This window comes from Streptomyces sp. NPDC058880 (genome assembly GCF_042742535.1).
GTDB lineage: Bacteria > Actinomycetota > Actinomycetes > Streptomycetales > Streptomycetaceae > Streptomyces.
In genome coordinates this window covers 19,271-45,049 of record NZ_JBHYMC010000031.1, presented here as the reverse complement: position 1 = coordinate 45,049, position 25,779 = coordinate 19,271, and the positions used below count along the sequence as shown (strand labels likewise).

The following is a 25,779-nucleotide window of genomic DNA, read 5'->3' as shown; positions in this document are numbered from 1 at the left end:
CAGCTGTAGTTCCGGTGTCTGTGCTGGTCAGTGGCTTGCGGGGTCGGGTGAGGACATGAGTACGGCCACCGTGATCATGAACGTTTGTGATGACGTATCAGGATGCGGTGGCCGTGGAGGCCACGATAGCCGAGCAGGCGTGGAGCGAGACGTTCGGGGCGGCCATGAGGGCGGTCGCGGGTTGCTTCGCGCGGCGTGAAGCGCGTTTGGCTGCGGCGGAGTTGATCGCGGGGCTGCTGTTGGAGGTGGACACGCGGAACTGCTGGACGCTCGGGCAGGCTCTGGGACACCCGGGCCCGCACCGTCTGCAGCATCTGCTGTCCCGTGCCCGGTTCGATCATGACCGGGCACGGGAGGAGATCGCCCGCCTGGTTGCCGGTGAACTCGCCGGGCAGGACGTGGTGCTGGTGGTGGACGAGACGGGTGACGCGAAGTCCTCCGCGGACTGCGTGGAGGCGGGGCGGCAGTACTCGGGTGCGATCGGGGGCGTCGGTCTGTGCCAGGTGGCAGTGCATCTGGCGGCGGTCACAGCAACCATGAAGGTGATCATCGACCGGGCCCTGTACCTCCCCGCGGACTGGGCCGCTGACGAGGAACGCCGCGAGGCGGCCGGGGTTCCGGAGGAGATCGTCTTCGCGACGAAGCCGCAGCAGGCGCTGGCCATGGTCACCGACGCGGTCGCCATGGGGATCGGGGCCTGCTGGTTCGCAGGCGACGAGGTGTACTGCGGACGTGGTCTGTGCCGGGGTATCCGGTCGCTGGGGATCGGCTACACGGTCGGCATCCCCGCTTCCTACCACGTCACCGACGGAGCGGGCCGCCGGTGGGAGGCCCGCAAGCTGATCAACAAGGTGCAGCCCGGGCAGTGGATGCGCCGACAGACCGGACACGGCACCAAGGGCACCCGCGAGTACGACTGGGCCTGGCTCGACGTCCGCCCCGACGACACTCCCCACGAGAACGAGAACGAGAACGAAAACGCGGCCGGACCGGGAACGAGTGTGCTGGTCGCGCGGCGGCACCGCTACACCGGCGAGGTGTCCTACTTCCGCTGCTGGGCACCTGGCGACGTCTCCCTCGGCACGTTGGTGGAAGTGATCTGCCGCAGGTGGCGGATCGAGGAGACCTTCCAGCTCGCCAAGGGTTTCACCGGACTCGACCAGGGCCAGGTGACCTGCTGGAACTCCTGGATGCGCTGGTCGCTGTTCTCACTCATCGCCGCGGCCGTCCTCGCTCTCACGGCCGCCGCCGTCCGTGAGGGCTCCGAGCGGCAGCCCGGACTCGTCCCGCTGACCTGTCCCGAGCTCATCCGTCTCCTGCGGGCCATCGTGCTGCCCCCACCCGCCCGAGACCGTGATCACGTCCTGCGCTGGATCGCCTGGAGACGTCATCACCAAGCCGTCGCAACCACCTGCCACCAGCAACGACACCACCGTCACGACCAACCGTGATCAAGAACTACAGCTGCCGTGACAGACGGCCGAAAGCGCCGCATTCATGCGAACCACCCCCGGCAATCCCCTCCCGCCGACGCTTGGTCAGTGACTACGACGGGCCAGGCAATCGGACACCACCTCGAACACACCCCGGAAACGCCGAGATCCCGCCCAGCCTTTCGGCTGAACGGGATCTCGTGACGATTCCTGAGAGCTAGTCAAGAACTGTCGTCTGTGGGCTGTTCACGAGTACCGCTGACCAGGCGGTACAGAGGCAGTCGGAGATCGCTTCCCAGATCGGCGGAGATCGTTTCCCACCAATCAGCGGTCAGCCGCCGCGGAGACCCCAGCGATCGAGGCCGCAGTAGATGTGCGCCGTTCGGCATTGAGGTGCCATGAGACGGTCGGCTTCGCCTCTGTAGACGGCGGTGAGGAAGTCTTCGCTGCGCCACCAGTTGCTCTGGGCCAATGGCAGGGCGATGACCCGGCACCAGACGCTGCGGCGACCAGCCCCAGACGTGCATGTGGACGGCCGGCGAGGAACGCCTGTGCGTGCGGCGTGCACGGGAGTACTCAGCGGCTTGTGCTCAGCGATAGCTGTTCTGCGCCCTTGAGAGGATGTCCTCCAGACGACTCTTGCTTTCCGGCGTCTCCGGGACAGCAAGGCTGCTTGCGCGACTCCGGATCAACTGCTCAAGCCGGGAATACCTGTACGCCGCGTAATCCTTGCCGGCAAGCGCTTCCTTGAGCGCCCCAGAGCCCTCGTCCTGGGCTTTGAGGGCATCGAACCGAGCCTGCCGCAGGGCGCCTAGCGTGCTCCCGGCGCTACGCGCCACCCCGTAGGCATGGTCGCGGTCTCCTTGCGGCTTCCTGGCGAAGTCATCCTGTTCGAGCTCGTTCACCTGCTGAGTGACGAGACCGAACATGGACTCGCGGACCAGACCGAACGCCGCCTCGTCCTTGGCCACAGCCGTAAGAAATTCCCTCATAACATTGGTGTCGATGTCGATGTCATTGGGTTCGGTCGAGAATGCAGGGTTCGAGTAATCCACCTGCGCGGACAGGATCTGGGACACATCGTCGCGGTAGTACGTCAACGCATTGGCCATGTTCATGAGGATCCCGCTCGGCATCGGCTCACGCTTGACATCGCGGTTCGCGTACACATTCACGACATGCTCGAAGGCCTGGCTCTGTTCTTCCGCCAGCCGGATAGTGGCGCCCTGGGCGCCGTCCGTCGCCTTGCTCCCCGCCGGCTTCCCCGTCATCGCGGATTCCAGTGCGTCGCCGCAGGAGCCGATCGACCCCGAGGAATGGGTACCGAGTTCCCCAAGGATGCGCCAGCAGGCCTTGGTCTCATGCTTCTCGTCGCTGTCACCCTGCAGCCAGAACCATACGACTGCACAGACAGCGGAGGTGAGGAACGCCGCAACGGCGGCATACAGACGAAGCTTCCCTTGCGTCCACATATGATCAGCCGTTCTCTCCAGTGGATCCCTGCGCACTCCCCAAGCCCGACTGGTAGGAGTTTTTGGCTGACTCGTTGATGCGCCCCATACGGTTGTCAAGGCCCGTGATGTAGTCGGCAGGCACCCCCACGTCCAGCGCCTGCTCGCTGAGCATTTGCCGTAGCCGGGGATAGCCGTACTTCCCGTAGTGGTCGATCAGTTGTTCCTTCGTAGCGTCGGTCACGGCATTGTTGAGCCCCTCAGCCTGCTTGCCCGTGGCTATGTCGATCATTCGCTGCAAGCTGTCACCGATTACCGGAATTCCGGTCACTGGAGCACCGTAGACATGGTACTTGTACGTTTTATTCCAGTTGTTCTGGCCTATTTCTTTGTCGCGCGCGTCACCCAGCGCATCGGCGCGGATCTCGTCCAGTGTTCCCATGATCCCCCCGGCCGCTCTTACCGTGCCAGCGGCCCGGTCGGAGTCTCCCGTAGGCGTCTGCATGAAGTCATCCCTGCCGAGTGTGTTGATCTGCTCGGCAATGTGTCCCAGCTGCGAGTCGTGGATCATTCGGAAGGCGCCGCCGTCCTCCGAGGCCGCGCGGATGAACTGGTTCATCGTTTCCGTGCTCACGTCGACACCGTTCGGGCGCGTCGAGAACGCGGGGTTCGAGTAGTCGACCTGCGCACTGAGGAGGTCGTGGACATCGCCCGGGTAGTACGCGAGAGAGTTCGCCATGTTGACGCGTATGTTGGCAGGCATGGCGCCCTGGTCGATCTTGGTGATCTCCGCGTAGGATTTCACGACGTCTTCCAGCACGCGCGTCTGTGCTTCGCTGTGCTTCGTGAAGCCCTCCGGAGCGTGGCTGCCGGGGACGTGTCCGGTCATGGCGGCTTCCAGGGCCGCGCCGAAGCCGACGCGGGTGTCCACGTCCGCCGTGTCGCCCTTGTAGACGGCGACGCCGTCCTTGAGACTCGGCCTGTACTCGTTGACGACGTCCCAGTCGCGTCCGGACTGAAGGTACTCCAGGCGGTCCTTGCCGAGCTTGTGGTCGACGTCGGAGTAGGCCTGCGGGTCGAAGTATGCCGTGGCGGCGTCAGGGTTCTTGCTCATGACGCCGAGCAGGCCGTCGAGGGGATCGTTGGCGAACCAGCCGGACGTCTTGTCCGGGTTCTTCGCGTCGAACTTGTGGTCCAGGTCCCAGATGTCCTTCTTCCCTCCCCGGGCGGGATCCTCCGCCACGCGGATGGAATCCGCCAGATCGTGGAGGAAGGGGCTGCTGTAGTCCCCGCCGTTCTGCATCAGGGTGACCAGGCTCTGGTAGCCGAGTGCCTTCTGGTCCATTCCGGACGGGTTGGCGCCGGCGGCCTGGGTGCCGAACTCCTCGGTTCCGTTGCTCTTGATGTCGTTCAGCCATGCGTTGTAGAAGTCGGAGTCCGGGTTCTTCTCCCACTCCCCGCGCTTGTTCTTCCAGTCGGCCAGAGCCTGGGCGTACTCCCGCGAGCCCATCTCCAGGACCTTGCCGTCCTTCTTGAACTCAGGCACCCGCGTAGCACTGGCCATGGTGGCCGACAGGCCGTGCTCGATACCCAGGTAAGTCTGCTTGCCCTGTTTGTCGTTGAAGTAGGCGAGGTCGTTGAGCTTGTTGCCGAGCTTGATGGTTCCGTCGACACCGATGCCGTTGAGGAAGGTCTGACTGAAGACCTTGTCCTTGGCGTTGTCCCGCAGCGACCGGTTCAGCTCCGCGTAGTCCGCAGACGAAACCTTCTCGCCGCTGTTGATGCGGGTGGCTATCTCCTCGGCGCGGATCTCCTCGTACTGCTCGACGTCACCCAGGGCCCCGGCGTTGAAGCCGTTGAGCTGGTCGTCGTTGCCCTTGCCGAAGGCGTCCTTGTTGCTGTCGACACCGACGGCTTCGAGGGCCAGCCTGACGCCCTGATCGGCGTCGGCGAAGGCCTGAACGAGGTCCTTGATCCGCTGGGACCAGGCCTCGATTGTCTTGTTCAGAGCGGCCACGGCCTCCGGGTGATCCCGCAGGTACATGCGGTCCTGACCGGTGAGCTTGCTCTGGTCCTGACTCACGGTTCCCCGCGAATCGACGAGCAATCCCTCCTTGACGGCATCCGCGCAAAGGGAGTCGAGCTTCTTCTTGAGCTCGACGAACTGGCTGTGGGCGTCGCGCAGCAGAGAGGCGGCGGCCTTCGCCTGGACCTGGGCGGCGGCGTACTCGTAGCGCGTGCCGGCGAAGTTGGTGTGGGCGACGCCGGCGCTGATGCCGGTCCAGTTCTGGCCCATGGTGATCTTCTGGACGCTGTCGCCGTACCGGTCTTCGACCTTCTTGATCTCACCGGCCATGGATTCCCACTTGTCGGCCGCCGCCGTCAGCAGGCTCAGATCCGTCGTCATCACTTCGTTGTACGTCAGCACCTGCAACTACCCCTACACCCCGTGAAGCTTCGACTGGCCGATCGGACGGAACTGGTCACCCAGACCGATGTCATTGCGCGCGATAAGACCGTATGCCCCACGCAACGCGATCTTCTCGGACCCGAGACGCCCCATCAGAACCTTGACCTGCTTGTCCCAGGTCTCCGAGAGCTTCTTCAGGCCCGCAGCGGTGTCCCACCCGTCGAAGCCCTTGACCGCGGTGTTGGTCGCCTCGTCAGCGTGCTCCGTGGCCGTCTTCGTCTTGTCCTCGAGCTCATTCTCGATCGTGTTTGCAGCCGCATTCTTCTCCGCCGGTGTGGACCCGAAGGTCCCCGACCCACCAGGTGCGTACGGCCCCGCCGGAGCGCCCGTTCCGTTCAACCGCATGTGCACCGGCTCATCGCCCGCACCAGAGCGCGACTGGCGCCACTCCTCGTCGAAATCCCCCACGTTGTACCCTCCCCATCGACCTCGGATGATCATAGACATGGCAACTGCACACGGGCTAAGCCCGCCGTGCCGGTCGCCGCCGGTCACGTCGCCGGTGAGTCGTGAGGGCCTCTATGGCTCAGAGTTGCCCCCTGTAGCTGTATGTGTTCCGCGGAGACATCGATGTCCGTGCGGGCAACGAGCCTCGACGAGACTCGCCGGCCCTGCCGCACCAGCGTGATCCAGATCTTGGGGGAAGCGTAGGTGCCGCCCGACTTGGCGAACTCCTCCTGCACCGCCTCCACCAACTGCTGACGGCGTACTTCACGGCCGGTGGGTGTGCGATTCCGTTGCTTGTAGAACCACGACCCGCTTACGCCCAGCGCGCGACAGGCCACGCGGTGCGGGATACCGTGCTTGTTCCTCTGACCGCCGATCGCCGATCGCCCCGACGACGGCCGCCGGGTCCGCCATGGCTACTTCACCCACAGGACCATGCAGCGTTTGAGGACATCACGCTCCATCGCCAGCTCCTTGTTGTCCCGCTTGAGCGGGACAATCTCCCGCCGCAACCGCTCCAGCTCGTCACCCCGCTGGCCGGCGCGGTCCCCGTACGCCGAGCCCGGGACACCCAGCGGGCTGGCGTCGCCTCGTTGATCCCCAGGTCCCTGGCAACCTCGGCGACCGTCTTGCCGGTCTCCGTCACGATCCGCACAGCCCCTCACGAAACTCCGCATCGAACTTCCGCCGCTTCTCCACCATGACTCTCAACTTCCCCTGCAGTCACTGCTGCACGTGATCGGCCGGGTCGCGGTCTGGGCGGACCGGAGCGGGCTGCCGCGCGACCCGGGAACCTGGCTGCGGACCGAGACGATCGACGCCTTCATCCTGTCGGGCTGCGTTACGGCAAAGGACTCGACAGTACTGACCTACCGGACCTGGCTGCGGCGGGCACGGGAGGCTCTGGTGTGGGTCCAGCGCGGAGAGGCCCCTCCGGCTCGGCTTTCCTCGCCTCGCACGCCTCAGCCGCCTTACGGTGCGGGGGAGTTGGCTCGCTTGCGGGATTGGGCGAATCATCTGCCGGACCAGGCTCGACTCGACGGCCTCGCCCTCATGACGCTCGGAGCCGGGTGTGGCCTGATGCCGGGCGAGGTCCCGCCCATGCGAGGCAGCCACGTTCGCGTGACCTCTGGTGGGGTTGCGGTGCTGGAGGAGAAGCTGCTCGGCCGACTCGTGGCGTGCCACTCCGACTGGGAAGGCACTCTGGCCGAGCTGGCAGAGAGCTCCGGAACCGGATTTCTCTTCCGGCCGGGACGGAAGGTCGCGGCAGCCAAGAACCTCGTCTCGTCCTGGCCTGCCCGCCATCGGCCCCACGCGGGTCTGCCGCCGCTCTCCGCCCGGCGATTGCGGTCGACGTGGATCGTCGGCCGACTTTCCGAGGGCATCAGTCCGGAGGCAGTCGCTTCCGCCGCGGGCATGGCCTCCCCTGCCGGTTTGGCCGGCTACCACCATTGGGTGCCCCCACTACCCAGGGCGGAGGTGATCCGCTTGCTGCGTGGCCGCCGCTCGTGAGGGCGCGGCCTGAGGCCGATCAGCTGGCCGCCCGTCATGCGCGGCCACGGCTGCGGCCTGGGCGGCTCACTGAGATCCCCGACTCCAAGGTCGGCCAGCTGCTGACAGTCCTCGACCGTTCTGGTCTGCCCCAGCAGTTGGAGGACATGCTGCGCGGCCGTCCTGGGCCACCAGGCGTGCGGCCGAGGACCGTGCTGGCCGGCCTGATGCTCGCCGTGTACTACACGGGCCGAGCCACGGTCTCCGACGCCTGGCGGATCCTGCACTTCCGTCTCCAACCCGCAGCTCGTGCCTGGCTCGGCATCCCCGAGGTTCCGCCATCCACGGCACGTGCGTGCATAGCTGCCAGTCGTCGCCTCTACCGAGGGATGGACCGGATCACCACCGCGCTCGACCCGGCACGCTGCGACCGGCGCCGGCGCCTGGACCAAGCGGAGGCGGACATCCACTCCGCTGCCTGGAACGAGGCTGCCGGCCGCGCGGCCGCGAACCGGCTCCAACGGCTGGCGAACGATCTCGTACTGGTCCCGGTCCGGCTGGCACAGCAACGGGGATACCTGCGGAACTGGGCCGGTGACGTGGGCGTGGACGCCACCTCCATCCCGGTGCTGGCCAACCCTGATAGCGACTACTCGGGCACAGCCTCCGTCGAGATCACCGCCGGCTGGCACTTCAGCGGCGGCTCCGACAAGGGCATCTTCGGCTACAGCGCGAGCCTGCTCGTCGCCGCCCACTCCCGCACGGGCGAAGGAGCCACGAAGGGTCGCCGCGCGCCCTCCTACCCGCAACTCTGCCTCGGCCTCAGCCTGGACACCCCGACCGTCCGTACGGGCGAGAACGCGGTCACCGTGTTGAAGCACCTCGGCGAGCTTCGACTGCCGACAGGTGTATGTGCCGCAGATCGGGCCTACACCGGCTGCTCGCCGGAGAATTTTCAGGTTCCGGTACGCCGACTCGGCTACCGCCTGGCCCTGGACTACAAGGCGGCCGACCGTGGCGTCCAGGGCAGCTGGCAAGGAGCCGTACTGATCGACGGCTCCCTCGCCTGCCCACACATCCCCAACGCCCTGGCTCAGGCCACTCACGGCATGGACGACAAAACCTTCCGCCGACGGCTCGACGATCTGAAACCTCTGGTCGCCGAGCGACTGCCCTACTTCCTCAAGCTCAAGCAGAACGCCGACGCCCGCGGAACCGTGCGCCTGCAATGCCCGGCGGCCGGACCGTCCCCTTCGGTGAACTGCACCCGCCGAGAACGCCTCCGCCCTGCTCGACCGACCGCCTCGGGCCCGCCTCAGACCGTGATCAAACTGGCGGATCTCCTCTCCCGCGCCAGCCACGCCTCGGCTCGCCCGACCGTCCAGTTCCCTGACAGAGAGCGGACGGACCCTCCCGGCAGGGAGGCGCTGCCCGCCGTCTGCGGGGCCTCCGCGATCAGCGTCCCCGCCGACGCGGCCGGAGACCTGAAGATCGCCAAGTTCCGGCAGGACAGCCACTACCTCAGCCTCGCCTGGGATCGGATCTACAAGCCGATCCGTTCCCACAACGAGGGCCTCAACGGCCGCCTCAAGGGCGCCTACATGGACATCGGCAACCCGATGCACCGCCGAGCACCCGGCCAGGTGGCCCAGACGATCCTGATCGCGATCATGTTGGCCGTCGGAAACCTGGACATCCTGGAAACCTGGCTCTACGAGCGCACCGGCAGCCGACTCTCCGACGCCGACTTCGAGTCTGTTCCGGCTGCCCCAGGTCGCGACCCGTCTTCCGGCCCCACACCACTCGACATGGGACGGCATCCGCCGGCCAACCTCTGATCGGGCAGCGTCACAGCCGTACAGCACCATCACCAGCCCCGGGCGACCGGGGCCGGTTCGCATGCCCCGGCAGCGGCCAGGCACCTGCCGAGCAACCCGCCAGACCCGATACGCCGCCATCCACCACCCCGAACAGGCATCGAACGACCCTTGAAACGACGAAGATCCCGCCCGATCTTGCGATCGGACGGGATCTCGTCACCATTCCTGAGCTAACTCAAGAACAGTCGTCTGTGGACCTGTGGGGATTTGAACCCCAGACCCCCTCGATGCGAACGAGGTGCGCTACCAGACTGCGCCACAGGCCCTTGCGACGTGTGAAACATTAGCACCCCTGCGCCGGTGCTCCAAAACGCGTTCCCGCGAGGGTCCGCGCAGGTCACCGATCACTCGTTCGCGGCGCGCGGGCGGCCCTCGCTCTCGTACTGGTCGAACAGCGGGGTGCGGCCACGGCCCTGGCCGCGGGGGCGCTGGGCGGTCCGCTCCTGCGCGTCGTCCTCGGCGGGCGCCGGGGCGGGTACCGCCGGCTGGGCGCGCAGGCGCGGCTCGGTCGGCTCGGCCGTGCTGGAGCGGGTCGCACTCCAGGCGTCCGGGGTCACGGGACCGGTGGCCCGGGGGGCGACCGGGGCCGTCACGTACGTCGGCAGCGGGACCGGGACCGGCTCCCAGCTGTCGCCGCGGGCGGGGCCGCGTTCACGCTCGCGCTGCTGGTCCACCCACTCGGCGTGGTCGGTCTGCTCGACCAGCGCGCGCCGTCCGGCCTCCTGGGGGGAGACCGGTGGAGCGGGGTCCGGTTCGCCCGCCGCGTCGGCGCCCTCCTCGGGGTGGCGGCGGCGCGGGCGGTCCTCGCGCAGCTGCCGCGCGGCCGCCTCGGCACGCCGCCGGTCCATGGTGAAGGCGTAGCGCCGCCGTTCCTGGACCCGCAGGTGGGCGATGTACGCGCTCAGCAGGAGGGCGGGCACGGCGGGCGCCCACAGGTAGCGCAGGCCGCCCACCGCCGCGACGACGGCGCCCGCGGTGAAGACCAGGAAGAGGAGTGCGGTGGTGCGCCGGCGGCGCGCGAGGACCCGGAGGCGCTTCTCGCGCCGGGCACGCTCCGCCCGCTGCTCCCGCTCGGCGGCTGCGGCGCGCGGCTCCGCCCTGGTCGGGGACACGCCGAGGGCCCGGGCGTCGGCGTCGACGGAATCGACCGTCTCCGTCGCGGCGTCCGGGTCCGCGTGGGGCTGGGGCTCCGCCTCTTCGTCACCGCGCTCACGCAGTCCCTTGGCGTAACGGCGCTCCATTCCCGCCCGGCCGGAAAGCAGCCGAATGGCAGTGGAGAAGCGTTCCGTCGGACGGGCCTCGTTCAGCTCGTCCTGCCTCCGGAGCCACATGGGCACCAAGTAGGCGGCCCAGGCCCCGACAATGACTGCGTAGATGAGGCCGCTGCTGCTCACACCTCACACCGTAGAGGGGCGCGGGCGAGGGGATCGGCCAATTGGGCCGGCGTGTCGCGCGATCTCACTGATATCACGGACTTTTTTTGTGATTCTTCGGATCAGGTTATGGGCGAATCGGTTACCTCGGGCCATTAATTCGAACAGATATTCGTTTATCGCGGGCGGCGGCTTCCGCCGTACCTCCCTATTTCGGCGGGGACTGCGAGTGGCGCGCCCGGTGCCAGCGGCGCAGCAGACCCTCCGGCACCTCCTCCGCGGTGATCGCGTACACGAGGTGGTCGCGCCAGGCCCCGTCGATGTGGAGGTACCGCGGGCGCAGCCCCTCCTCGCGCAGCCCCAGCTTCTCCACGACTCGCCGGCTCGGCCCGTTCTCGGGGCGGATGCACACCTCGATCCGGTGCAGGCCGACCTTCCGGAAGCAGTGGTCGACCGCCATCGCGACCGCCGTCGGCATCACGCCGCGGCCGGCCACGTCGCGGTCCACCCAGTAGCCGATGTGCGCCGCGCACATCGAGCCCCAGGTGATCCCGGCGACCGTCAACTGGCCCACCAGCCGCCCCTGGTACTCGATGACGAAGGGCAGCATCCGGCCCGCGTTCGCCTCCGCCCGCAGGTGGCGGACCATCTGGCGGTACGTGGGCCGCTGGATCACCGGCCCCCACGGCGCCGGCGGCGGGATCGTGGCCTCCCACGGCCGCAGCCAGTCGCGGTTGCGCTGGTTGACCTCGCGCCAGTCCTTCTGGTCGCGCAGTCGTATCGGCCGGAGCGTGACGTCGCCGTCGGTCAGGACCACCGGCCAGGTGGGGCCGTTCAGCTCGCGCTCCCGGTGGGTCCCGCAGGTCTGGGGTGGTCCCCGCCCCGGATCTGGTCCACCGCGTGCGGCAGGATGCGGGACAGGACCGCCAGGCCGTCACGCACCCCGCCCGTGGAACCGGGCAGGTTGACGATCAGGGTGCGCCCGGCGACACCGGCCAGGCCCCGGGACAGGGCCGCGGTCGGCACCTTCGCCAGGCCCTCGGCGCGGATGGCCTGGGGGATGCCGGGGACCTCGTAGTCCAGCACCCGCGCGGTGGCGTCCGGGGTGCGGTCGGTCGGCGAGATCCCGGTGCCACCCGTGGTCAGGATCACGTCGTACGCGGCGGACACGCCCTCGCGCAGCGCCTGTTCGACGGGATCGCCGTCCGGGACGACCCGGGGGCCGTCCACCCTGAAGCCGAGCTTCTCCAGCGCCTCCGCGAGCAGCGGGCCGCCCCGGTCGGCGTACACGCCCTGCGAGGCCCGATTGGAGGCGGTGACGACGAGCGCCCTGCCCAGGGACCCGTCCGGAGCCGCACCGGTCTCCTGCTCGCCCGCCGCGTGGTGGCTGTGCACCTCCCCGCCGCGCGGGGCGTTCACGAGCGCACCCAGTCGCCGGACTTGCCGCCGGTCTTCTCCTCCACCCGGACGTCCGTGATGACCGCGCCCTTGTCGACGGCCTTCACCATGTCGATCACGGTGAGTCCGGCGACCGCGACGGCGGTCAGCGCCTCCATCTCGACGCCCGTGCGGTCGGTCGTCCTGACGGTGGCGAGGATCTCCACGGCGTCGTCGGCGACCGACAGGTCGACCTTCACGCCCGAGACGGCCAGGGGGTGGCACAGCGGGATCAGGTCCGGGGTCTTCTTCGCTCCCATGATCCCCGCGATGCGCGCCGTGGCGAGGGCGTCCCCCTTGGGCACGCCCTCGCCGCGCAGCAGCTCGATCACCCGCGGGGAGACGAGTACGCGCCCGCTGGCGCGCGCCGTCCGGGTGGTGACGTCCTTGGCGGAGACGTCGACCATCCGGGCCGCGCCGGCCTCGTCGATGTGGGTGAGCCTGCTCTCGGTACTCATTGCTGTGCCGCTCCGCTCTGGGCCCGCGGGCCTGTGTGGTGCGACACACGCTACCCGCACGGGCCGCCGGAGGGGCGGGCCGGGGGAACGGTCCGGGCGGGCGGGAACGGACGCCCGGCTCAGCCGAGCAGGATCACTTCCAGCTCGGTGCCGGGCTCCACCGAGGTGACGTCCTCCGGTACGACCATCAGGGAGTCGGCGTGCGCCAGTGCGGCGATCAGGTGGGACCCGGATCCACCGACGGGGCTGACCGTGCCGCTCCCGGCGTCGTACTTCCCGCGCAGGAACTGGCGGCGGCCGGCCGGGGAGCCGAGCGCCTTGTCGGCCCTCAGCACGGCCCGCACGCTCGGCCGCCGGACCTCGGACTCCGGCAGCCCCATGAGGGCGCGGATCGCCGGGCGCACGAACAGTTCGAAGGAGACGTAGGAGGAGACGGGGTTCCCGGGCAGTGCCAGCAGCGGGGTGTGGTCCGGGCCGATCGTGCCGAAGCCCTGCGGCTTGCCGGGCTGCATGGCGAGCTTGCGGAAGTCGATCCGGGTCGCGTCCACGTCGGCGTCGTCCTCGCCCGGGCCGGACAGGCCGGGCGCGGCGGGCGAGCCGGCCGGGGAGAGCGCCTCCTTGACCACGTCGTAGGCGCCGACGCTGACGCCGCCTGTGGTGACCAGCAGGTCGGCCCGGATGAGCTGGTCCTCGATGGTGGAGCGCAGGGTGTCCGCGTCGTCCGCGACGGCCCCGACCCGGTAGGCGATGGCTCCGGCGTCCCGCGCGGCCGCCGCCAGCGCAAAGCTGTTGGAGTCGTAGATCGTGCCGGCGGCGAGCGGCTCGCCGGGCTGGACCAGCTCGCTGCCGGTGGACAGGACCACCACCCGCGGGCGGGGGCGCACCCGGACGGTGCCGCGTCCGATGGCGGCCAGCAGGGCGATCTGGGGCGGGCCGAGGACCGTTCCGGCGGCGAGGGCGAGGTCGCCCGCCTGGACGTCGCTGCCGCGGGCGCGGACGTGTGCCCGCGGCTCGGCGGCGCGGTGCACGCGCACCTCTCCGGCCGACCGCTCGGGGGCGGAGCTGGCCGGGGTCATCCCGGCGGCGGCCCCGCCTCCGGTGCCGCCGTCGGTCCACTCCACCGGCACGACGGCTTCCGCGCCGGGTGGCATCGGGGCGCCGGTCATGATCCTGGCGGCCTCACCGGGGCCCACGGTGGGCAGCTCACCGCTGCCCGCCGCGACGTCCCCGATCACCGTCAGCACCGCGGGGAACTCCTCGCTGGCGCCCTGGACGTCGGCCGTGCGGACGGCGTAGCCGTCCATGGAGCTGTTGTCGAAGGGCGGGAGGGCGACGGGCACGGTGACGTCCTCGACCAGGACACAGCCCTGGGCGTCCGGCAGCTGGAGCTCGATCGGCTCCAGCGGCCGGACGGCCCCGAGGACGTCCGCGAGGTGCTCGTCCACGGACCACAGACGGTGGCCGGTGTCCTGCGGTGCGGAACTGCTCAAGGTGCTACATCTCCTCCGTGACGTAACGGTGAAGCCAGGTGCGGAACTCGGGGCCCAGGTCCTCGCGCTCGCACGCGAGGCGGACGATGGCCCGCAGGTAGTCGCCGCGGTCCCCGGTGTCGTAGCGACGGCCCCGGAAGACCACGCCGTGCACCGGGCCGCCCACGCTCTCGTCGGCGGCCAGCTTCTGCAGGGCGTCGGTGAGCTGGATCTCCCCACCGCGGCCCGGCTCGGTCTCCCGCAGTATGTCGAAGATCGCGGGGTTGAGGACGTAGCGTCCGATCACCGCGTAGTTGCTGGGGGCGTCCTGGGGTTCCGGCTTCTCGACGAGGCCGGTGATGCGGACCACGTCCTTCTCGTCGGTGGCCTCGACGGCGGCGCAGCCGTAGAGGTGGACGTTGGCCGGGTCGACCTCCATCAGGGCGATGACGGTGCCGCCGGTGCGGGCGTGGATGTCGGCCATCTGGCGCAGCAGGGGGTCGCGCGGGTCGATGAGGTCGTCGCCGAGGAGGACGGCGAAGGGCTCGCGGCCGACGTGCGGCTCGGCGCACAGCACCGCGTGGCCGAGGCCCCGCGGGTCGCCCTGGCGGACGTAGTGCATGGTCGCGAGGTCGCTGGACTCCTGGACCTTCTTCAGCCGGTCGTCGTCGCCCTTGGCGGTGAGGGCCGACTCCAGCTCGTAGTTGCGGTCGAAGTGGTCCTCCAGGGCACGCTTGTTACGCCCTGTGATCATGAGGACGTCGTCGAGCCCGGCCGCGACGGCCTCCTCGACCACGTACTGGATGGCCGGCTTGTCCACAACCGGGAGCATTTCCTTCGGGGTCGCCTTGGTCGCCGGGAGGAAGCGGGTACCGAGGCCAGCGGCCGGAATGACGGCCTTCTTGATCACGGGGTGCAACATAGTCATGGCCAGAACGATAGTGGGTCCTGTCGAACACCCGACGAGGTCACGGCAGACAGATCCATTTATGCCCTGATTCGAAGGACAGCTGATTCCCGTGGCAGAGACCCCGCCCACCACGTCCGCCAAGTCCGAGCTGCGCCGGGAACTCCTCGCGGCCCGTCGCGCCTTGACCCCCGAAGCCCGCCGCACGGCGGCCGCGGCGCTGGCCGTCACCGCCCTCCAACTGCCCGAACTGGCCACTGCGCGCACGGTGGCGGCGTACGTCTCGGTCGGCGGCGAGCCGGGCACCCGCGCACTCCTCGATGCCCTGCGCGCGGCCGGCAAGCGGGTACTGCTCCCCCTCCTGCTGCCCGACAACGACCTCGACTGGGCGGCGTACGAGGGTCCCGGCAGCCTCGTCGAGGCCGCCCACCCGGGGAAGATGCGGCTGCTGGAGCCCTCCGGCCCGGCGCTCGGACCGGACGCGGTGACGGAGGCCGACGCGGTGCTGCTGCCCGGGCTCGCGGTGGACGGGCGCGGTATGCGGCTCGGCCGCGGCGGGGGCAGCTACGACCGGGTACTGGGGCGGCTGGAGCGCGCCGGGGCGCATCCGGCGCTGGTCGTGCTCCTCTACGACGACGAGGTGGTCGCGCGGGTCCCGGAGGAACCGCACGACCACCCCGTCCAGGCGGTGGCCACCCCGTCGGGGGTGCGCCGCTTCAGCCCGTGACCCGGCTCACGACCCGGCCGGCCGCAGGGTCAGGGTGTCGACCGTGGCCTTGTCGACGGCCTCCTTACCGAAGGGCCACTCCAGCAGCTCGCCCGTGGCCCACATCTGCGTCTGGTCCGTGTAGTGCGAGTTGTACGCGTGACCCGAGGCGCCCGTGAGGTTGATCCAGCGGGACTTGTCGAGGTCGCTGAGGTTGACGACCATCCGCATCGACGGCACCCAGGTGATCCCGTAGCCACTGGAGGCGTTCCAGCCGGTGGCGTTGACGGTCGCCTCGCCGCCGCCCACGTTCCACGGGCCGCGGTTGAGGAGCCACTGCAGGAAGCCGGGGCCCTCGGTGCCGATCGTCTGGTTCTTCAGGTTGAGCTGGTGCAGCCGGCCCCAGCTCCAGGTGGACTGGTCCTTGCCGAGCTTGGCGGTGAGCTCCCAGCGGGCGTCCGCCATGGCCCGGGCGAACAGCTCGTCACGGGTGGTGGTGGCCGGCTTGTTCAGGCCCTTGGCGGGGACGCTCCACCACGGCGACTTCTCGTCCTTGACCAGGCGGCGGACCACCTCGAACCAGCGGTCGCCGCCGTCGGGCTGCGCCGAGCCGGCGTCGCGGGTTCCGCATTCGCGGACGGTCTTGGCGAGGTCGTCGGCCGGGCCGGTGCCGTTGCCCAGGACGTTCATGCAGCTGCCCTCGATCCGCAGCTCCTTGGGCATCTTGTCGCCGAAGGCCAGCTTGAGGACGTTGCGCCAGACCGCGTTGAAGTAGGCGGCGGCCGCCGAGTCGGACTCCTGGGTGTAGTTCCAGCCGTCCAGCAGCTTCTGCGCGGCGCGCACGCCCGGGTCCGACACCTCGATCTTCGCCAGCATCGGGGTCAGCAGCGCGGCGATCTCGCTGCTGTTGTCCATCTGCATGGTGCGCATGTCGTCGGTCGAGATCTTCCCGCCATCCTTGATCTTCGCCTCGATGAGGTCGTTGATCCGCTGGCTGCGGGCGCCGTAGCCCCAGTCGGTGGTCAGCAGGTGCGGGTACTTGCCCGCGCCGGTCCCGTTCTCCGCGACGGCCTGGTTGGCGGTGACGATGTAGCCGCGCGCCGGGTTCTGGTCCCAGGGCAGCTCGTTCTGCGGGATGTAGCCGGTGTTGCCGTCCCGGCCGCCCTTCCAGGCGTACTTGGAGTCCCAGCCCGGGGCGGGCATCCGGCCGTCGCCCTGGCCGCGCAGCGGGATGCGGCCGGGGGCCTGGTAGCCGATGTTGCCGTTGGCGCCCTTGTTGTCGGCGTAGATCAGGTTCTGGGAGGGGACGTCGAAGTCGGCGGCCGCCTTGCGGAAGTCGTCGAAGTTCTTGGCCTGGTTGAGCTTGAAGACCGCGTCCATCGTCCTGCCCGGGTCCAGCGCGGTCCAGCGCAGGGCGATGGCGTAGCCGTCGCCGCGGTCGGGGGCGGAGCTGTCGACCGGGGCGCGGGTGCCCACCGTGGCGAGCTCCTCGCTACGGTCCGAGACGAGCGGACCGTTGTTGGTGGTGCGGACGGTGATCTTCTTGCTGCTGCCGCCCGCGATCTTGATCACCTCTTCGCGGGAGGTGAAGGGGAGCACCCGGTTGTCGTAGACGTAGCCCTCGGGCTTGATCTGTTCGAGGTAGAGGTCGGTGACGTCGGCGCCGAGGTTGGTCATGCCCCAGGCGATGTCGGTGTTGTGGCCGATGACCACGCCGGGCATCCCGGAGAAGGTGTAGCCGGCCACGTCGTACTTGCACTCGGCCGAGACGGCACGGCAGTGCAGGCCCATTTGGTACCAGACCGAGGGCAGTTGCGGCGACAGGTGCGGGTCGTTGGCGAGCAGCGGCTTGCCGGTGGTCGTGTACTTGCCCGAGATGACCCAGGAGTTCGAGCCGATGCCGCTGCCGTTGGGGCCGAGGATGGCCGGAACCTTCTCCAGGGTGTCGGCGAGGGCGCTCAGCTGGGTGCGCAGGCCCACGGTGGCGCCCTGGGCGGTGGCGTTGCCGGCGAGGCCGGTGGCCTCACCGGCGGCCGGGGCGGTGGAGGCCCGGTTGGCGACGGCACCGCCGGAGCCGGAACCGGAACCACTGCCGGAGCCGGAACCACTGCCGGAGCCGCTGCCCGAGCCCGAGTTTCCGGTCTGGCCCTGGGGGGTGTACTTGCCGCCGTCGACCTTGCCGCCCTCGACGACCGGCTTGTTCCGGTCGAACGGGTAGGGCGGGTAGAGCTCGGCGATCTGCTCCTGCGAGAGCTTGCTCGCCATCAGCGACCGGTCGATCTCGTCCTGCATGTTGCCGCGCAGGTCCCAGGCCATCGCCTTGAGCCAGGCCACCGAGTCCACCGGCGACCACTGCTCGGGCTGGTAGCCGTCGCTGAGCTTGAGGGCCGCGTGCTCGACGGACAGGGTCTTGCCGGACTTGCCCTTCAGGTACGCGTTGACCCCGTCGGCGTAGGACTGCAGGTTCTTCTTCGTCTCGGCGGAGAGCTTGGTGTCGTACTCCTCCTGCGCGACCTGGCGCCAGCCCAGGGTGCGCAGGAAGGCGTCGGTCTCGACCTGGCCGGCGCCGAACATCTCCGACAGCCGCCCCGCGGTCATGTGGCGGCGTACGTCCATCTCCCAGAAGCGGTCCTGCGCGTGCACGAAGCCCTGCGCGCGGAAGAGGTCGTCGTCGCTGTCCGCGTAGAGCTGGGGAATGCCGTTGGCATCGCGCTTCACCTCGACCGCCCCCTTCAGGCCGGGCACGTCGAGGGAGCCGGTCGTCTGGGGGAAGGAGGCGCGCACGCTGTCCACGCTCCAGTACGCCCCGTAGCCGAGGCCCGCGACGAGTCCCAGGACCAGTACGAGCACGATCAGACGGGCGCGTCGTCCCTTCTTCTTGGTGGGAGGAGCGGTTTCGTTGGCGGGCATCGCTGTCCTTAGAGGGGCAGGGTGGTCCTGGGAGTGCTGGGAGCAACCATAGGCGCAGGACCGACTCCGTTGATCCGCCAGGGGTGGAGGCTGTGTGGAGGGCATGGGCGCAGGGCGGCCCGGGAGGCGGCCCTGAATGGATCTTCCATGGGTCCCGCGGTCCCGAGGACAGCGGAGAACAGCCGTTTCACAATGTGGTTATCGCGTAAAGGGCGCGTCAAAGATTAGGTAAGGTAACGAATTACTTGCCGAACTTGCCGCCGGGAGGACCGATCCGCCGGGCGCATTGAGGAGGGCCGCCCGCTGACTGTCCACACGCTCAATGAGCTTCTGCTGGTCTGCTCGCTCGTACTGCTCGTCGCCGTGGCCGCCGTGCGGGTCTCGTCGCGCAGCGGCCTGCCCAGCCTGCTCATCTACCTCGGCATAGGCGTCGCCATAGGCCAGGACGGCATCGGGAACGTCGTCTTCGACAATGCCGAGCTGACACAGGTCATCGGCTACGCCGCCCTCGTCGTGATCCTCGCCGAGGGCGGTCTGGGCACCAAGTGGAAAGAGATCAAGCCGGCCCTGCCGGCCGCGATCATGCTCTCCCTGGTGGGTGTGGCGATCAGTGTGAGCGTGACGGCGGCGGGGGCGCACTACCTCGTCGGACTCGAATGGCGCCAGGCGCTGCTGATCGGGGCGGTCGTCTCCTCGACCGACGCGGCGGCCGTCTTCTCCGTGCTGCGCAAGGTGCCCCTGCCGTCCCGGATCACGGGCGTCCTGGAGGCCGAGTCCGGCTTCAACGACGCACCCGTCGTGATCCTCGTGGTCGCGCTCTCCGCAGTGGGCCCGGCGGACGCGTGGTACGTCCTGCTCGGCAAGATCGCCCTGGAGCTCGCGATCGGCGCCACGATCGGTCTGGCCGTGGGCTTCCTCGGCGCCTACGCCCTGCGGCACGTGGCCCTGCCCGCATCCGGCCTCTACCCGATCGCCGTGATGGCCATCGCGATCGTGGCGTACGCGGCCGGCGCGATGGCGCACGGGTCCGGCTTCCTCGCCGTGTACCTGGCGGCGGTCGTCCTGGGCAACGCCAAGCTCCCACACTGGCCCGCCACGCGCGGCTTCGCCGACGGGCTCGGCTGGATCGCCCAGATCGGCATGTTCGTGCTGCTGGGCCTGCTCGTCACGCCGCACGAGCTGGTCCGCGACTTCTGGCCCGCGGTCATCATCGGCCTGGTGCTGACGACGGTGGCGCGGCCCCTGGAGGTCTTCGTCAGCCTGCTGCCCTTCCGCATCCCGTGGCAGGAGCAGGTCCTGATGTCGTGGGCGGGCCTGCGCGGCGCCGTGCCCATCATCCTGGCGACCATCCCCATGGTGTCCGGGATCGAGGGCAGCGACCGCGTCTTCAACATCGTCTTCGTGCTGGTCGTCGTCTACACCCTGGTGCAGGGGCCGACCCTGCCCTGGCTGGCGCGCAAGCTGGACCTCGGGCGGGGCATGGAGACCGCGTCCGACCTCGGCATCGAGTCGGCGCCGCTGGAGAAGCTGCGCGGGCACCTGCTGTCCTTCGCCATCCCGCCGGCCTCACGGATGCACGGCGTCGAGGTCAGCGAACTGAGGCTGCCGCCCGGGGCATCGGTCACGCTGGTCGTGCGGGACGCCAGGAGCTTCGTACCGGCGCCGTCCACCGTGCTGCGGCGGGGTGACGAGCTGCTGGTGGTGGCCACGGACCCGGTCCGGGACGCCGCAGAGGCACGGCTGCGGGCGGTGGCCCGGGGCGGGAAGCTGGCGGGCTGGCTCGGGACCGGAAACGGATCCGGCTCCCCCTAGGGCCGGTCCGGCGGATCGCGGCCAGGGCCGTCGGGCGGATCGCGGCCGGGCGACCCCGATCCGCCGGACCGGCCCCGGAGCAGCGTTCCCATCCGGGCGCATTCGGGGAGATCCGACGGCCCTTGTCAGCATATGCGAGGTCCTTCATCTGCGAAGTTCCCGCCAATCGCAGGTGAAGACACGGATTGTCGGGGCAATCACAGGGCGTGATACCGGCGTCCCCTGTACGATGAAGGCACAACAGATCGAACCAACTCTGCCTGACGCAGAGCTGGCGCGACCGCAAAGCGGCCGTGGCTCCCTCCCGCAAGGGGCGCCCAGGTATCACTCGGTTCTGCGCAAGAGGACAGCTCTCGGGGCTCCCAACACGTACGGGTGCGACCGCTCACAAAGCACGGCACCGTCCGCAGACGGGGAGTTCTACCAGGCAGCGGAAAGGCAAGGCCGTGACATCCGCGGTCACGACCGACACGTCCGCCCGCCCCGGATACGGACAGCTCCTGCGCACACCTGGCGCCCTGGGCTTCGTCCTCCCCGGCTTCGCAGCCAGGCTCCCCTTCGGCATGCTGACCATCAGCATCCTGCTGCTGGTGCAGCACACCACCGGTTCTTACGGCAGCGCCGGCATCGTCGCCGCCGTCACCGGCATCTCGATGGCCCTCTCCGCCCCGCTGATGGGCATCTTCACCGACCGGTTCGGCCAGAGCGCCGTACTGGTGCCGGTGGTCCTCGCGCACGCCGCCGCCGTGAGCGGCCTGACGGCCCTGGCGCTGGCCGGCGCCCCCGTCTGGGCGCTGGCGCTGGCCGCCGTACCCGCCGGCGCCTCCGTGCCGCAGGTCGGACCGATGGTCCGGGCGCGCTGGGCCGCCAGGCTGGAGGGCTCGCCGCTGCTCCCGACGGCCGCCGCCTTCGAATCCGTCACCGACGAGTTCACCTTCGTCGTCGGCCCGGTCCTGGCGACCGCCCTGTGCACCGGCGTCCACCCGGCGGCCGGTCTGGCCACCGAGGCCACCCTGACGCTGCTCGGCGGCCTGCTCTTCGCGGCCCGCCGCGCCTCCCAGCCCAGCACGCACACCCCGTCGACCACCGGCGGGAAGCGCGCCTTCGCGCTGTCCTACCCGGGCCTGCGCGTGCTGATCTTCGCCTTCCTCGGGATCGGCGCCGTCTTCGGCGGCATGCAGGTCTCGCTCGCCGCCTTCTCCAACGAGATCGGCAACCCCGGCGCCAACGGCCTGCTCTACGGCGTCTTCGCCGCCGGCAACATGACCGCCGGCATCGCCATGGGCGCCATCGCCTGGAAGATCGGCCCGCGCCGCCGACTGATCCTGGGGTACGTCGGCCTCACCGCCGCCGCGTCCGTGCTGTGGGCCGCGCACTCGGTCATCCTGCTGGGCGCGCTCGGCCTGGTGGTGGGCCTGTTCATCGCCCCGGCCCTGATCACCGGCTACACGATGGTCGAGCAGCTGGTTCCGGCGAACGCCCGGACCGAGGCCTTCACCTGGCTGACCGGTTCGATCGCCTTCGGGCAGGCCATCGCGGTCATCCTGGCCGGCCGCCTGACCGACGCGCACGGATCCTCGTCCGGCTTCATGGTGCCGATGGCGGCCACCGCCCTGGCGCTGGCCACCCTGCTGACGCTGCGCGCCAAGCTGGCCCCGAAGGCTCCGAGCCGGATCGTGAACGCGTCCGCGCCCGGTGCCGAGGCGGGGTCCGGTACCGAGGCCGCGTCCGGCAGCGGGACCGCGGCCCGTGCCGAGGTCCCGGGCCGCGCCGAGATCGGCGCTGCGGCCGGCCCGTCTGCGGCGCCCCGTATCCGGGTGAACGAGCGTGGGATGGGTCACCGCGTGCCGGTGACGGTGGACTGATCCGCCGGAATACGTCACCATGGAGCGTCGTTAGCACTCATTGAGTCAGAGTGCCAGGAGGAAATTCGTGCCGACCTACCAGTACCAGTGCACCGAGTGCGGTGAGGGCCTTGAGGCCGTGCAGAAGTTCACCGATGACGCGCTGACCGTGTGCCCGAACTGCGACGGACGCCTGAAGAAGGTGTTCTCCGCGGTCGGCATCGTCTTCAAGGGCTCCGGTTTCTACCGGAACGACAGCCGTGGCGCCTCGTCGAGCAGCACCCCTGCCTCGAAGCCCGCGTCGAGCACGTCGTCGTCCTCGACGTCGACCGCCGCCGCCGCTCCCGCCGCTTCGTCCTCCTCGACGTCGTCGAGCACGAGCAGCAGCTCCACGTCGGCCGCCTGACCCGCTCCTTCCCGAGGCCCCGCACGCCCCCACCGGGCTGCGGGGCCTCCGGCGTGCCCGGTTAGGGTGAGCGGCATGGTGAACGCAGAGATCGGTGTCATCGGCGGCTCGGGCTTCTACTCCTTCCTGGAGGACGTCTCCGAGATCCAGGTGGAGACCCCGTACGGGCCTCCCAGCGACTCCCTGTACATGGGCGAGCTCGCCGGCCGCGCGGTGGCCTTCCTGCCCCGGCACGGGCGCAGCCACACGGTCCCGCCGAACAAGATCAACTACCGGGCGAACCTCTGGGCCCTGCGCTCGGTCGGCGTCCGCCAGGTGCTCGGCCCGTGCGCCGTCGGCGGCCTGCGGCCCGAGTACGGGCCGGGCACGCTGCTCGTGCCCGACCAGCTGGTCGACCGTACGCAGAGCCGCGTGCAGACCTTCTTCGACGGGGTGGCACTGCCGGACGGATCCGTTCCGAACGTCGTGCACACCACCTTCGCCGACCCGTACTGTCCGGTGGGCCGTTCCGTGGCGGTGGCCGCAGCCCGCGGCCGGGACTGGGAGCCGGTGGACGGCGGCACCATGGTCGTCGTCGAAGGGCCGCGCTTCTCGACGCGTGCGGAGTCCCGCTGGTACGCCTCGGCGGGCTGGTCGGTGATCGGCATGACCGGGCACCCGGAGGCGATCCTCGCCCGTGAGCTGGGGCTCTGCTACACCTCGATGGCTCTGGTGACGGACCTGGACGCGGGTGCCGAGACCGGTGAGGGCGTGTCCCACACGGAGGTGCTCAAGGTGTTCGGCGAGAACGTCGGCCGCCTGCGCGAGGTCCTCTTCGACGCGGTGGCGGCGCTGCCGGCCACGGCGACCCGCGACTGCCTGTGCACGCACGCGCTGGACGGCTGGGACCTGGGCATCGAGCTTCCGTAGTCCGCGCTGTCACATCCGGGGCGGCTGTCCGGTCTTCCTCCGTGAAGGCCCATTCGGACAGACCGCTCCGGGAGATGACAGTCATGCCGCGTATCTCGCTCACCCCGCCCCGCACCCTACTGATGCGCGTCGGCGCCTGGTACTCGCGCCGCACCTACGGCAAGGTGCTCGACCCCGGACAGGCCTACGGGCACAACCCGCGCGTGCTGTTCACCTACGTCCGCCTGGAACAGCGGGCGGCCGGATGGAACGCGCTGGACGCCGGCCTGAAGCACCTCGCCGTGATGGCGTCGGCGGCCCGCATCAACTGCTCGTGGTGCATGGACTTCGGCTATTGGGAGGGCCACGAACTGGGGATGGCGCCGGAGAAGATCGAGCGGGTTCCGCAATGGCGGGAGGCCCGTGAGGTGTTCACCGAGCTGGAGCTGTTGGTCATGGAGTACGCCGAGGCCATGACCGAGACCGAGCCCACGGTCACCGACGAACTGGCCGCGGCGCTGATCGCACGGCTCGGGGAGGCGGCGTTCGTCGAACTGACGGCGGTGGTCGCGCTGGAGAACTGGCGCTCACGCATCAACAGCGCCTTCGGCCTGACCAGCCAGGGTTTCTCGGAGTCCTGCCAGGTGCCGGCGAAGCGCTGAGGTCCACCCGCCACCGAGGACGGTGTGGACGGGGGTTCGCCACTCGGTCGGGTGACAGGGTTTTCCACAGGCTGGGGACGGTCCACAGGCCCGAGCGGGATGCGGGCGCAGGCCGGATGGTGGAGTGTGTCCGGGCGGCGAGTCCGGGCACAGGAACTCACTCCGTCTGGTGGTGCTCGTCATGTCCCGTACCTCCGCAGCCTCTTCGGCCTCGTCCACGACCTCCTGCCCGGCCACCCCTCCGCCCTCCGCTCCGCCCTCCGCTCCGGGCTTCTCCCCGGCATCGCCACGAGCCTCCTCCGCGTGTCCTCCGTCGCGTCCCGTCCCGCCGTTCCCGCCACTCCGTGTGGGGCGGGGCCCCGGGCGGCTGCGTCGGGCCCTGCGGCGCCGGCGGCGGGCCGCCTCGGCCTCCCTGGCCGTCGTGGCGGCAGCACTCGCCGTGGGAGGGACCGAGGCCCAGGCCTCCCGGGGCGAGCCGCCGTCCGAGGTGAAACCGCCGCCGACGGTGGTGCGGCTGGTCTCGGCGCCGGTGCGCATCGCGGACGGCGCGACGGTGCGACTGCTGCGGCCCGGGGACCGGGTGGACGTGGTGGCGGCCGAGCGGGCGCAGCAACCCAGGGTGGTGGCGGCAGGGGCCACGGTCGCCGAAGTACCCGATCCGGAACAGGGTGTTGGGGACGGCGGGGCGCTGGTCGTGCTGTCCGTACCGAGGGACACCGCGCGGGACCTGGTGGGCGCCGGCGCGACGGCGCGGCTGGCGGTGACGCTGTGCTGATCCGTACGCACGATCAGTCAATTCACCTCAAAGTGAAGACCGATTGGACAGACCTCGCCCGGACTGCCGTAGCTTTCGGAACCGTTGGCTCCGTGTTTGGCTTCCGCAGAGAAGGGCTCAGCGATGAGCGAGAACAAGAAGGAAAGCGTGCTGGCGGGCTTCAAGGCCTTCCTGATGCGCGGCAACGTGATCGACCTGGCGGTGGCCGTGGTGATCGGCGCCGCGTTCACGAACATCGTGAACTCCGTGGTCAAGGGGATCATCAGCCCCGTGGTGGGCGCGGTGGGCACGAAGAGCTTGGAAGGCTACAAGTCCTGCCTGAAGGCGCCGTGCGAAATCGGCCCCGACGGCCAGCCGACCGGTGTCGAGATCCTCTGGGGGTCGGTGCTCAACGCCACGCTGACCTTTGTGATCACCGCGGCGGTCGTGTACTTCCTGATGGTGCTGCCGATGTCGAAGTACCTGGCGCGCATGGAGGACCGCCGCAAGGCCCGCGAGGGGGCCCAGGAGATCGTCGAGATCACCGAGCTGGAGGTCCTCAAGGAGATCCGGGACACCCTGGTCGCGCAGCGCACGGGCGGCAGTGTTGGCGGCCAGGCGGGTTCGCGCAACGGCTTCTGACCGCGCCGGCAGCACCGGCCGCCCCGTCCGGTCAGATGTGGTGCGGTGGCTTCTCGTCGAGGAAGCGGGCCAGATCGGCCGCGCTTCCTCCGGTGGGCGGCCGATCGCCCCAGCCCCGGTCGGTGTCGTCCGACGACTGCTGGTCCAGCGGGTCGTCGAAGACGATCCGCGGCTTCGGCCGGGACTGCCGGGCCTCGGGGGCGGAGCGCGGGGGCTGCGGGTCGGGGTCGGGGGTGCTGCTCATGCCACCAGGGTACGGCCGCCCGTCGCCCTCGCCGGGCCTGCGGTTGCGCCGGCCGGGACCGGCCACATCGCCGGCGTCGCGCGACGGCCCGTCCT

General features: G+C 69.8%; 23 protein-coding genes, 1 tRNA gene and 1 pseudogene. 11 read left to right on the top strand and 14 right to left on the bottom strand.

Going from position 1 to position 25,779, the window contains the following annotated elements:
• The first annotated feature begins 89 nt into the window (after window positions 1-89).
• Window positions 90-1,451: an IS701 family transposase gene (locus ACFW2G_RS19060; protein ID WP_384582822.1), complete on the top strand. Its 1,362-nt coding sequence runs from the start codon at window positions 90-92 to the stop codon at window positions 1,449-1,451.
• Between the two features lie 572 nt (window positions 1,452-2,023).
• Here ACFW2G_RS19060 and ACFW2G_RS19055 read toward each other — a convergent pair.
• The 5 genes and pseudogenes from ACFW2G_RS19055 to ACFW2G_RS19035 all read right to left on the bottom strand — a co-directional run.
• Complete coding sequence (locus ACFW2G_RS19055) at window positions 2,024-2,905, bottom strand: hypothetical protein (RefSeq protein WP_384582819.1); 882 nt, start codon at window positions 2,903-2,905, stop codon at window positions 2,024-2,026.
• A 4-nt stretch (window positions 2,906-2,909) separates the two neighbouring features.
• Window positions 2,910-5,312, bottom strand: a complete 2,403-nt coding sequence (locus ACFW2G_RS19050; RefSeq protein WP_384582816.1) for a DUF6571 family protein — start codon at window positions 5,310-5,312, stop codon at window positions 2,910-2,912.
• 12 nt (window positions 5,313-5,324) lie between these two features.
• Window positions 5,325-5,762 (bottom strand): hypothetical protein, encoded by a 438-nt coding sequence (locus ACFW2G_RS19045; RefSeq protein ID WP_384582813.1) that lies wholly within the window; start codon window positions 5,760-5,762, stop codon window positions 5,325-5,327.
• An 83-nt stretch (window positions 5,763-5,845) separates the two neighbouring features.
• A complete protein-coding gene (locus ACFW2G_RS19040) occupies window positions 5,846-6,046 on the bottom strand; it encodes a transposase (RefSeq protein ID WP_384582874.1) in 201 nt (66 codons plus the stop codon).
• Between the two features lie 326 nt (window positions 6,047-6,372).
• Window positions 6,373-6,447 (bottom strand): annotated as a pseudogene (locus ACFW2G_RS19035) (hypothetical protein); the annotation flags it as partial.
• A gap of 89 nt (window positions 6,448-6,536) precedes the next feature.
• Between ACFW2G_RS19035 and ACFW2G_RS19030 the strand changes: the two are divergent.
• Window positions 6,537-7,313 (top strand): hypothetical protein, encoded by a 777-nt coding sequence (locus ACFW2G_RS19030; RefSeq protein ID WP_384582810.1) that lies wholly within the window; start codon window positions 6,537-6,539, stop codon window positions 7,311-7,313.
• Window positions 7,310-9,130, top strand: coding sequence for a hypothetical protein (locus ACFW2G_RS19025; RefSeq protein ID WP_384582807.1), 1,821 nt, complete (start codon window positions 7,310-7,312; stop codon window positions 9,128-9,130). Before ACFW2G_RS19030 ends, ACFW2G_RS19025 begins: the two co-directional genes overlap by 4 nt.
• Before the next feature lie 234 nt (window positions 9,131-9,364).
• Here ACFW2G_RS19025 and ACFW2G_RS19020 read toward each other — a convergent pair.
• The 7 genes from ACFW2G_RS19020 to galU all read right to left on the bottom strand — a co-directional run bounded on the left by ACFW2G_RS19020 (window position 9,365) and on the right by galU (window position 14,837).
• A tRNA-Ala gene (locus ACFW2G_RS19020) sits at window positions 9,365-9,438 on the bottom strand.
• A 78-nt stretch (window positions 9,439-9,516) separates the two neighbouring features.
• The gene (locus tag ACFW2G_RS19015) at window positions 9,517-10,566 is read right to left on the bottom strand and encodes a hypothetical protein (protein WP_384582804.1); all 1,050 of its coding nucleotides are present in this window, start codon (window positions 10,564-10,566) and stop codon (window positions 9,517-9,519) included.
• Between the two features lie 187 nt (window positions 10,567-10,753).
• The gene (locus tag ACFW2G_RS19010) at window positions 10,754-11,362 is read right to left on the bottom strand and encodes a GNAT family N-acetyltransferase (protein ID WP_037925119.1); all 609 of its coding nucleotides are present in this window, start codon (window positions 11,360-11,362) and stop codon (window positions 10,754-10,756) included.
• Between the two features lie 17 nt (window positions 11,363-11,379).
• Window positions 11,380-11,883 carry a molybdenum cofactor biosynthesis protein B gene (locus ACFW2G_RS19005; RefSeq protein WP_037925517.1) on the bottom strand — a complete coding sequence of 168 codons (504 nt, stop codon included), beginning with the start codon at window positions 11,881-11,883 and terminating at the stop codon, window positions 11,380-11,382.
• Window positions 11,884-11,960: 77 nt separating this feature from the next.
• Window positions 11,961-12,440: a cyclic pyranopterin monophosphate synthase MoaC gene (moaC, locus tag ACFW2G_RS19000; RefSeq protein ID WP_037925117.1), complete on the bottom strand. Its 480-nt coding sequence runs from the start codon at window positions 12,438-12,440 to the stop codon at window positions 11,961-11,963.
• A 119-nt stretch (window positions 12,441-12,559) separates the two neighbouring features.
• Window positions 12,560-13,930, bottom strand: coding sequence for a gephyrin-like molybdotransferase Glp (gene glp, locus ACFW2G_RS18995; protein ID WP_052031117.1), 1,371 nt, complete (start codon window positions 13,928-13,930; stop codon window positions 12,560-12,562).
• A gap of 4 nt (window positions 13,931-13,934) precedes the next feature.
• The gene (gene galU, locus ACFW2G_RS18990; RefSeq protein WP_037925115.1) at window positions 13,935-14,837 is read right to left on the bottom strand and encodes a UTP--glucose-1-phosphate uridylyltransferase GalU; all 903 of its coding nucleotides are present in this window, start codon (window positions 14,835-14,837) and stop codon (window positions 13,935-13,937) included.
• 91 nt (window positions 14,838-14,928) lie between these two features.
• Between galU and ACFW2G_RS18985 the strand changes: the two genes are divergently transcribed.
• The gene (locus ACFW2G_RS18985; protein ID WP_384582800.1) at window positions 14,929-15,543 is read left to right on the top strand and encodes a 5-formyltetrahydrofolate cyclo-ligase; all 615 of its coding nucleotides are present in this window, start codon (window positions 14,929-14,931) and stop codon (window positions 15,541-15,543) included.
• A 6-nt stretch (window positions 15,544-15,549) separates the two neighbouring features.
• Here the strand turns inward: ACFW2G_RS18985 and ACFW2G_RS18980 are convergent, their stop codons facing one another.
• Window positions 15,550-18,432, bottom strand: a complete 2,883-nt coding sequence (locus tag ACFW2G_RS18980; protein ID WP_384582797.1) for a penicillin acylase family protein — start codon at window positions 18,430-18,432, stop codon at window positions 15,550-15,552.
• 240 nt (window positions 18,433-18,672) lie between these two features.
• Here ACFW2G_RS18980 and ACFW2G_RS18975 point away from each other — a divergent pair, with 240 nt between their 5' ends.
• The 7 genes from ACFW2G_RS18975 (at window position 18,673) to mscL (ending at window position 25,440) form a co-directional block, all read left to right on the top strand.
• Window positions 18,673-20,244, top strand: coding sequence for a potassium/proton antiporter (locus tag ACFW2G_RS18975; protein ID WP_384450150.1), 1,572 nt, complete (start codon window positions 18,673-18,675; stop codon window positions 20,242-20,244).
• A gap of 446 nt (window positions 20,245-20,690) precedes the next feature.
• Complete coding sequence (locus tag ACFW2G_RS18970) at window positions 20,691-22,109, top strand: MFS transporter (protein WP_384582794.1); 1,419 nt, start codon at window positions 20,691-20,693, stop codon at window positions 22,107-22,109.
• A gap of 67 nt (window positions 22,110-22,176) precedes the next feature.
• Window positions 22,177-22,494: an FmdB family zinc ribbon protein gene (locus ACFW2G_RS18965; protein ID WP_384450063.1), complete on the top strand. Its 318-nt coding sequence runs from the start codon at window positions 22,177-22,179 to the stop codon at window positions 22,492-22,494.
• A 75-nt stretch (window positions 22,495-22,569) separates the two neighbouring features.
• The gene (locus ACFW2G_RS18960; protein ID WP_384450060.1) at window positions 22,570-23,403 is read left to right on the top strand and encodes an S-methyl-5'-thioadenosine phosphorylase; all 834 of its coding nucleotides are present in this window, start codon (window positions 22,570-22,572) and stop codon (window positions 23,401-23,403) included.
• Between the two features lie 83 nt (window positions 23,404-23,486).
• Window positions 23,487-24,044, top strand: coding sequence for a carboxymuconolactone decarboxylase family protein (locus tag ACFW2G_RS18955; RefSeq protein WP_384450057.1), 558 nt, complete (start codon window positions 23,487-23,489; stop codon window positions 24,042-24,044).
• 181 nt (window positions 24,045-24,225) lie between these two features.
• Window positions 24,226-24,819, top strand: a complete 594-nt coding sequence (locus tag ACFW2G_RS18950) for a hypothetical protein (RefSeq protein WP_384582791.1) — start codon at window positions 24,226-24,228, stop codon at window positions 24,817-24,819.
• 123 nt (window positions 24,820-24,942) lie between these two features.
• The gene (gene mscL, locus ACFW2G_RS18945; protein ID WP_037925088.1) at window positions 24,943-25,440 is read left to right on the top strand and encodes a large conductance mechanosensitive channel protein MscL; all 498 of its coding nucleotides are present in this window, start codon (window positions 24,943-24,945) and stop codon (window positions 25,438-25,440) included.
• A gap of 31 nt (window positions 25,441-25,471) precedes the next feature.
• Here the strand turns inward: mscL and ACFW2G_RS18940 are convergent, their stop codons facing one another.
• The gene (locus tag ACFW2G_RS18940; RefSeq protein WP_384582788.1) at window positions 25,472-25,684 is read right to left on the bottom strand and encodes a hypothetical protein; all 213 of its coding nucleotides are present in this window, start codon (window positions 25,682-25,684) and stop codon (window positions 25,472-25,474) included.
• Window positions 25,685-25,779 lie beyond the last annotated feature (95 nt).

Coding starts and splice junctions, on each gene's coding strand:
- ACFW2G_RS18940 (WP_384582788.1), bottom strand. CDS start 25,684: ATGAGCAGCACCCCCGACCCCGACCCGCAGCCCCCGCGCTCCGCCCCC.
- ACFW2G_RS18980 (WP_384582797.1), bottom strand. CDS start 18,432: ATGCCCGCCAACGAAACCGCTCCTCCCACCAAGAAGAAGGGACGACGC.
- moaC (WP_037925117.1), bottom strand. CDS start 12,440: ATGAGTACCGAGAGCAGGCTCACCCACATCGACGAGGCCGGCGCGGCC.
- mscL (WP_037925088.1), top strand. CDS start 24,943: ATGAGCGAGAACAAGAAGGAAAGCGTGCTGGCGGGCTTCAAGGCCTTC.
- galU (WP_037925115.1), bottom strand. CDS start 14,837: ATGACTATGTTGCACCCCGTGATCAAGAAGGCCGTCATTCCGGCCGCT.
- ACFW2G_RS18960 (WP_384450060.1), top strand. CDS start 22,570: ATGGTGAACGCAGAGATCGGTGTCATCGGCGGCTCGGGCTTCTACTCC.
- ACFW2G_RS18950 (WP_384582791.1), top strand. CDS start 24,226: ATGTCCCGTACCTCCGCAGCCTCTTCGGCCTCGTCCACGACCTCCTGC.
- ACFW2G_RS19060 (WP_384582822.1), top strand. CDS start 90: ATGACGTATCAGGATGCGGTGGCCGTGGAGGCCACGATAGCCGAGCAG.
- ACFW2G_RS19055 (WP_384582819.1), bottom strand. CDS start 2,905: ATGTGGACGCAAGGGAAGCTTCGTCTGTATGCCGCCGTTGCGGCGTTC.
- ACFW2G_RS18955 (WP_384450057.1), top strand. CDS start 23,487: ATGCCGCGTATCTCGCTCACCCCGCCCCGCACCCTACTGATGCGCGTC.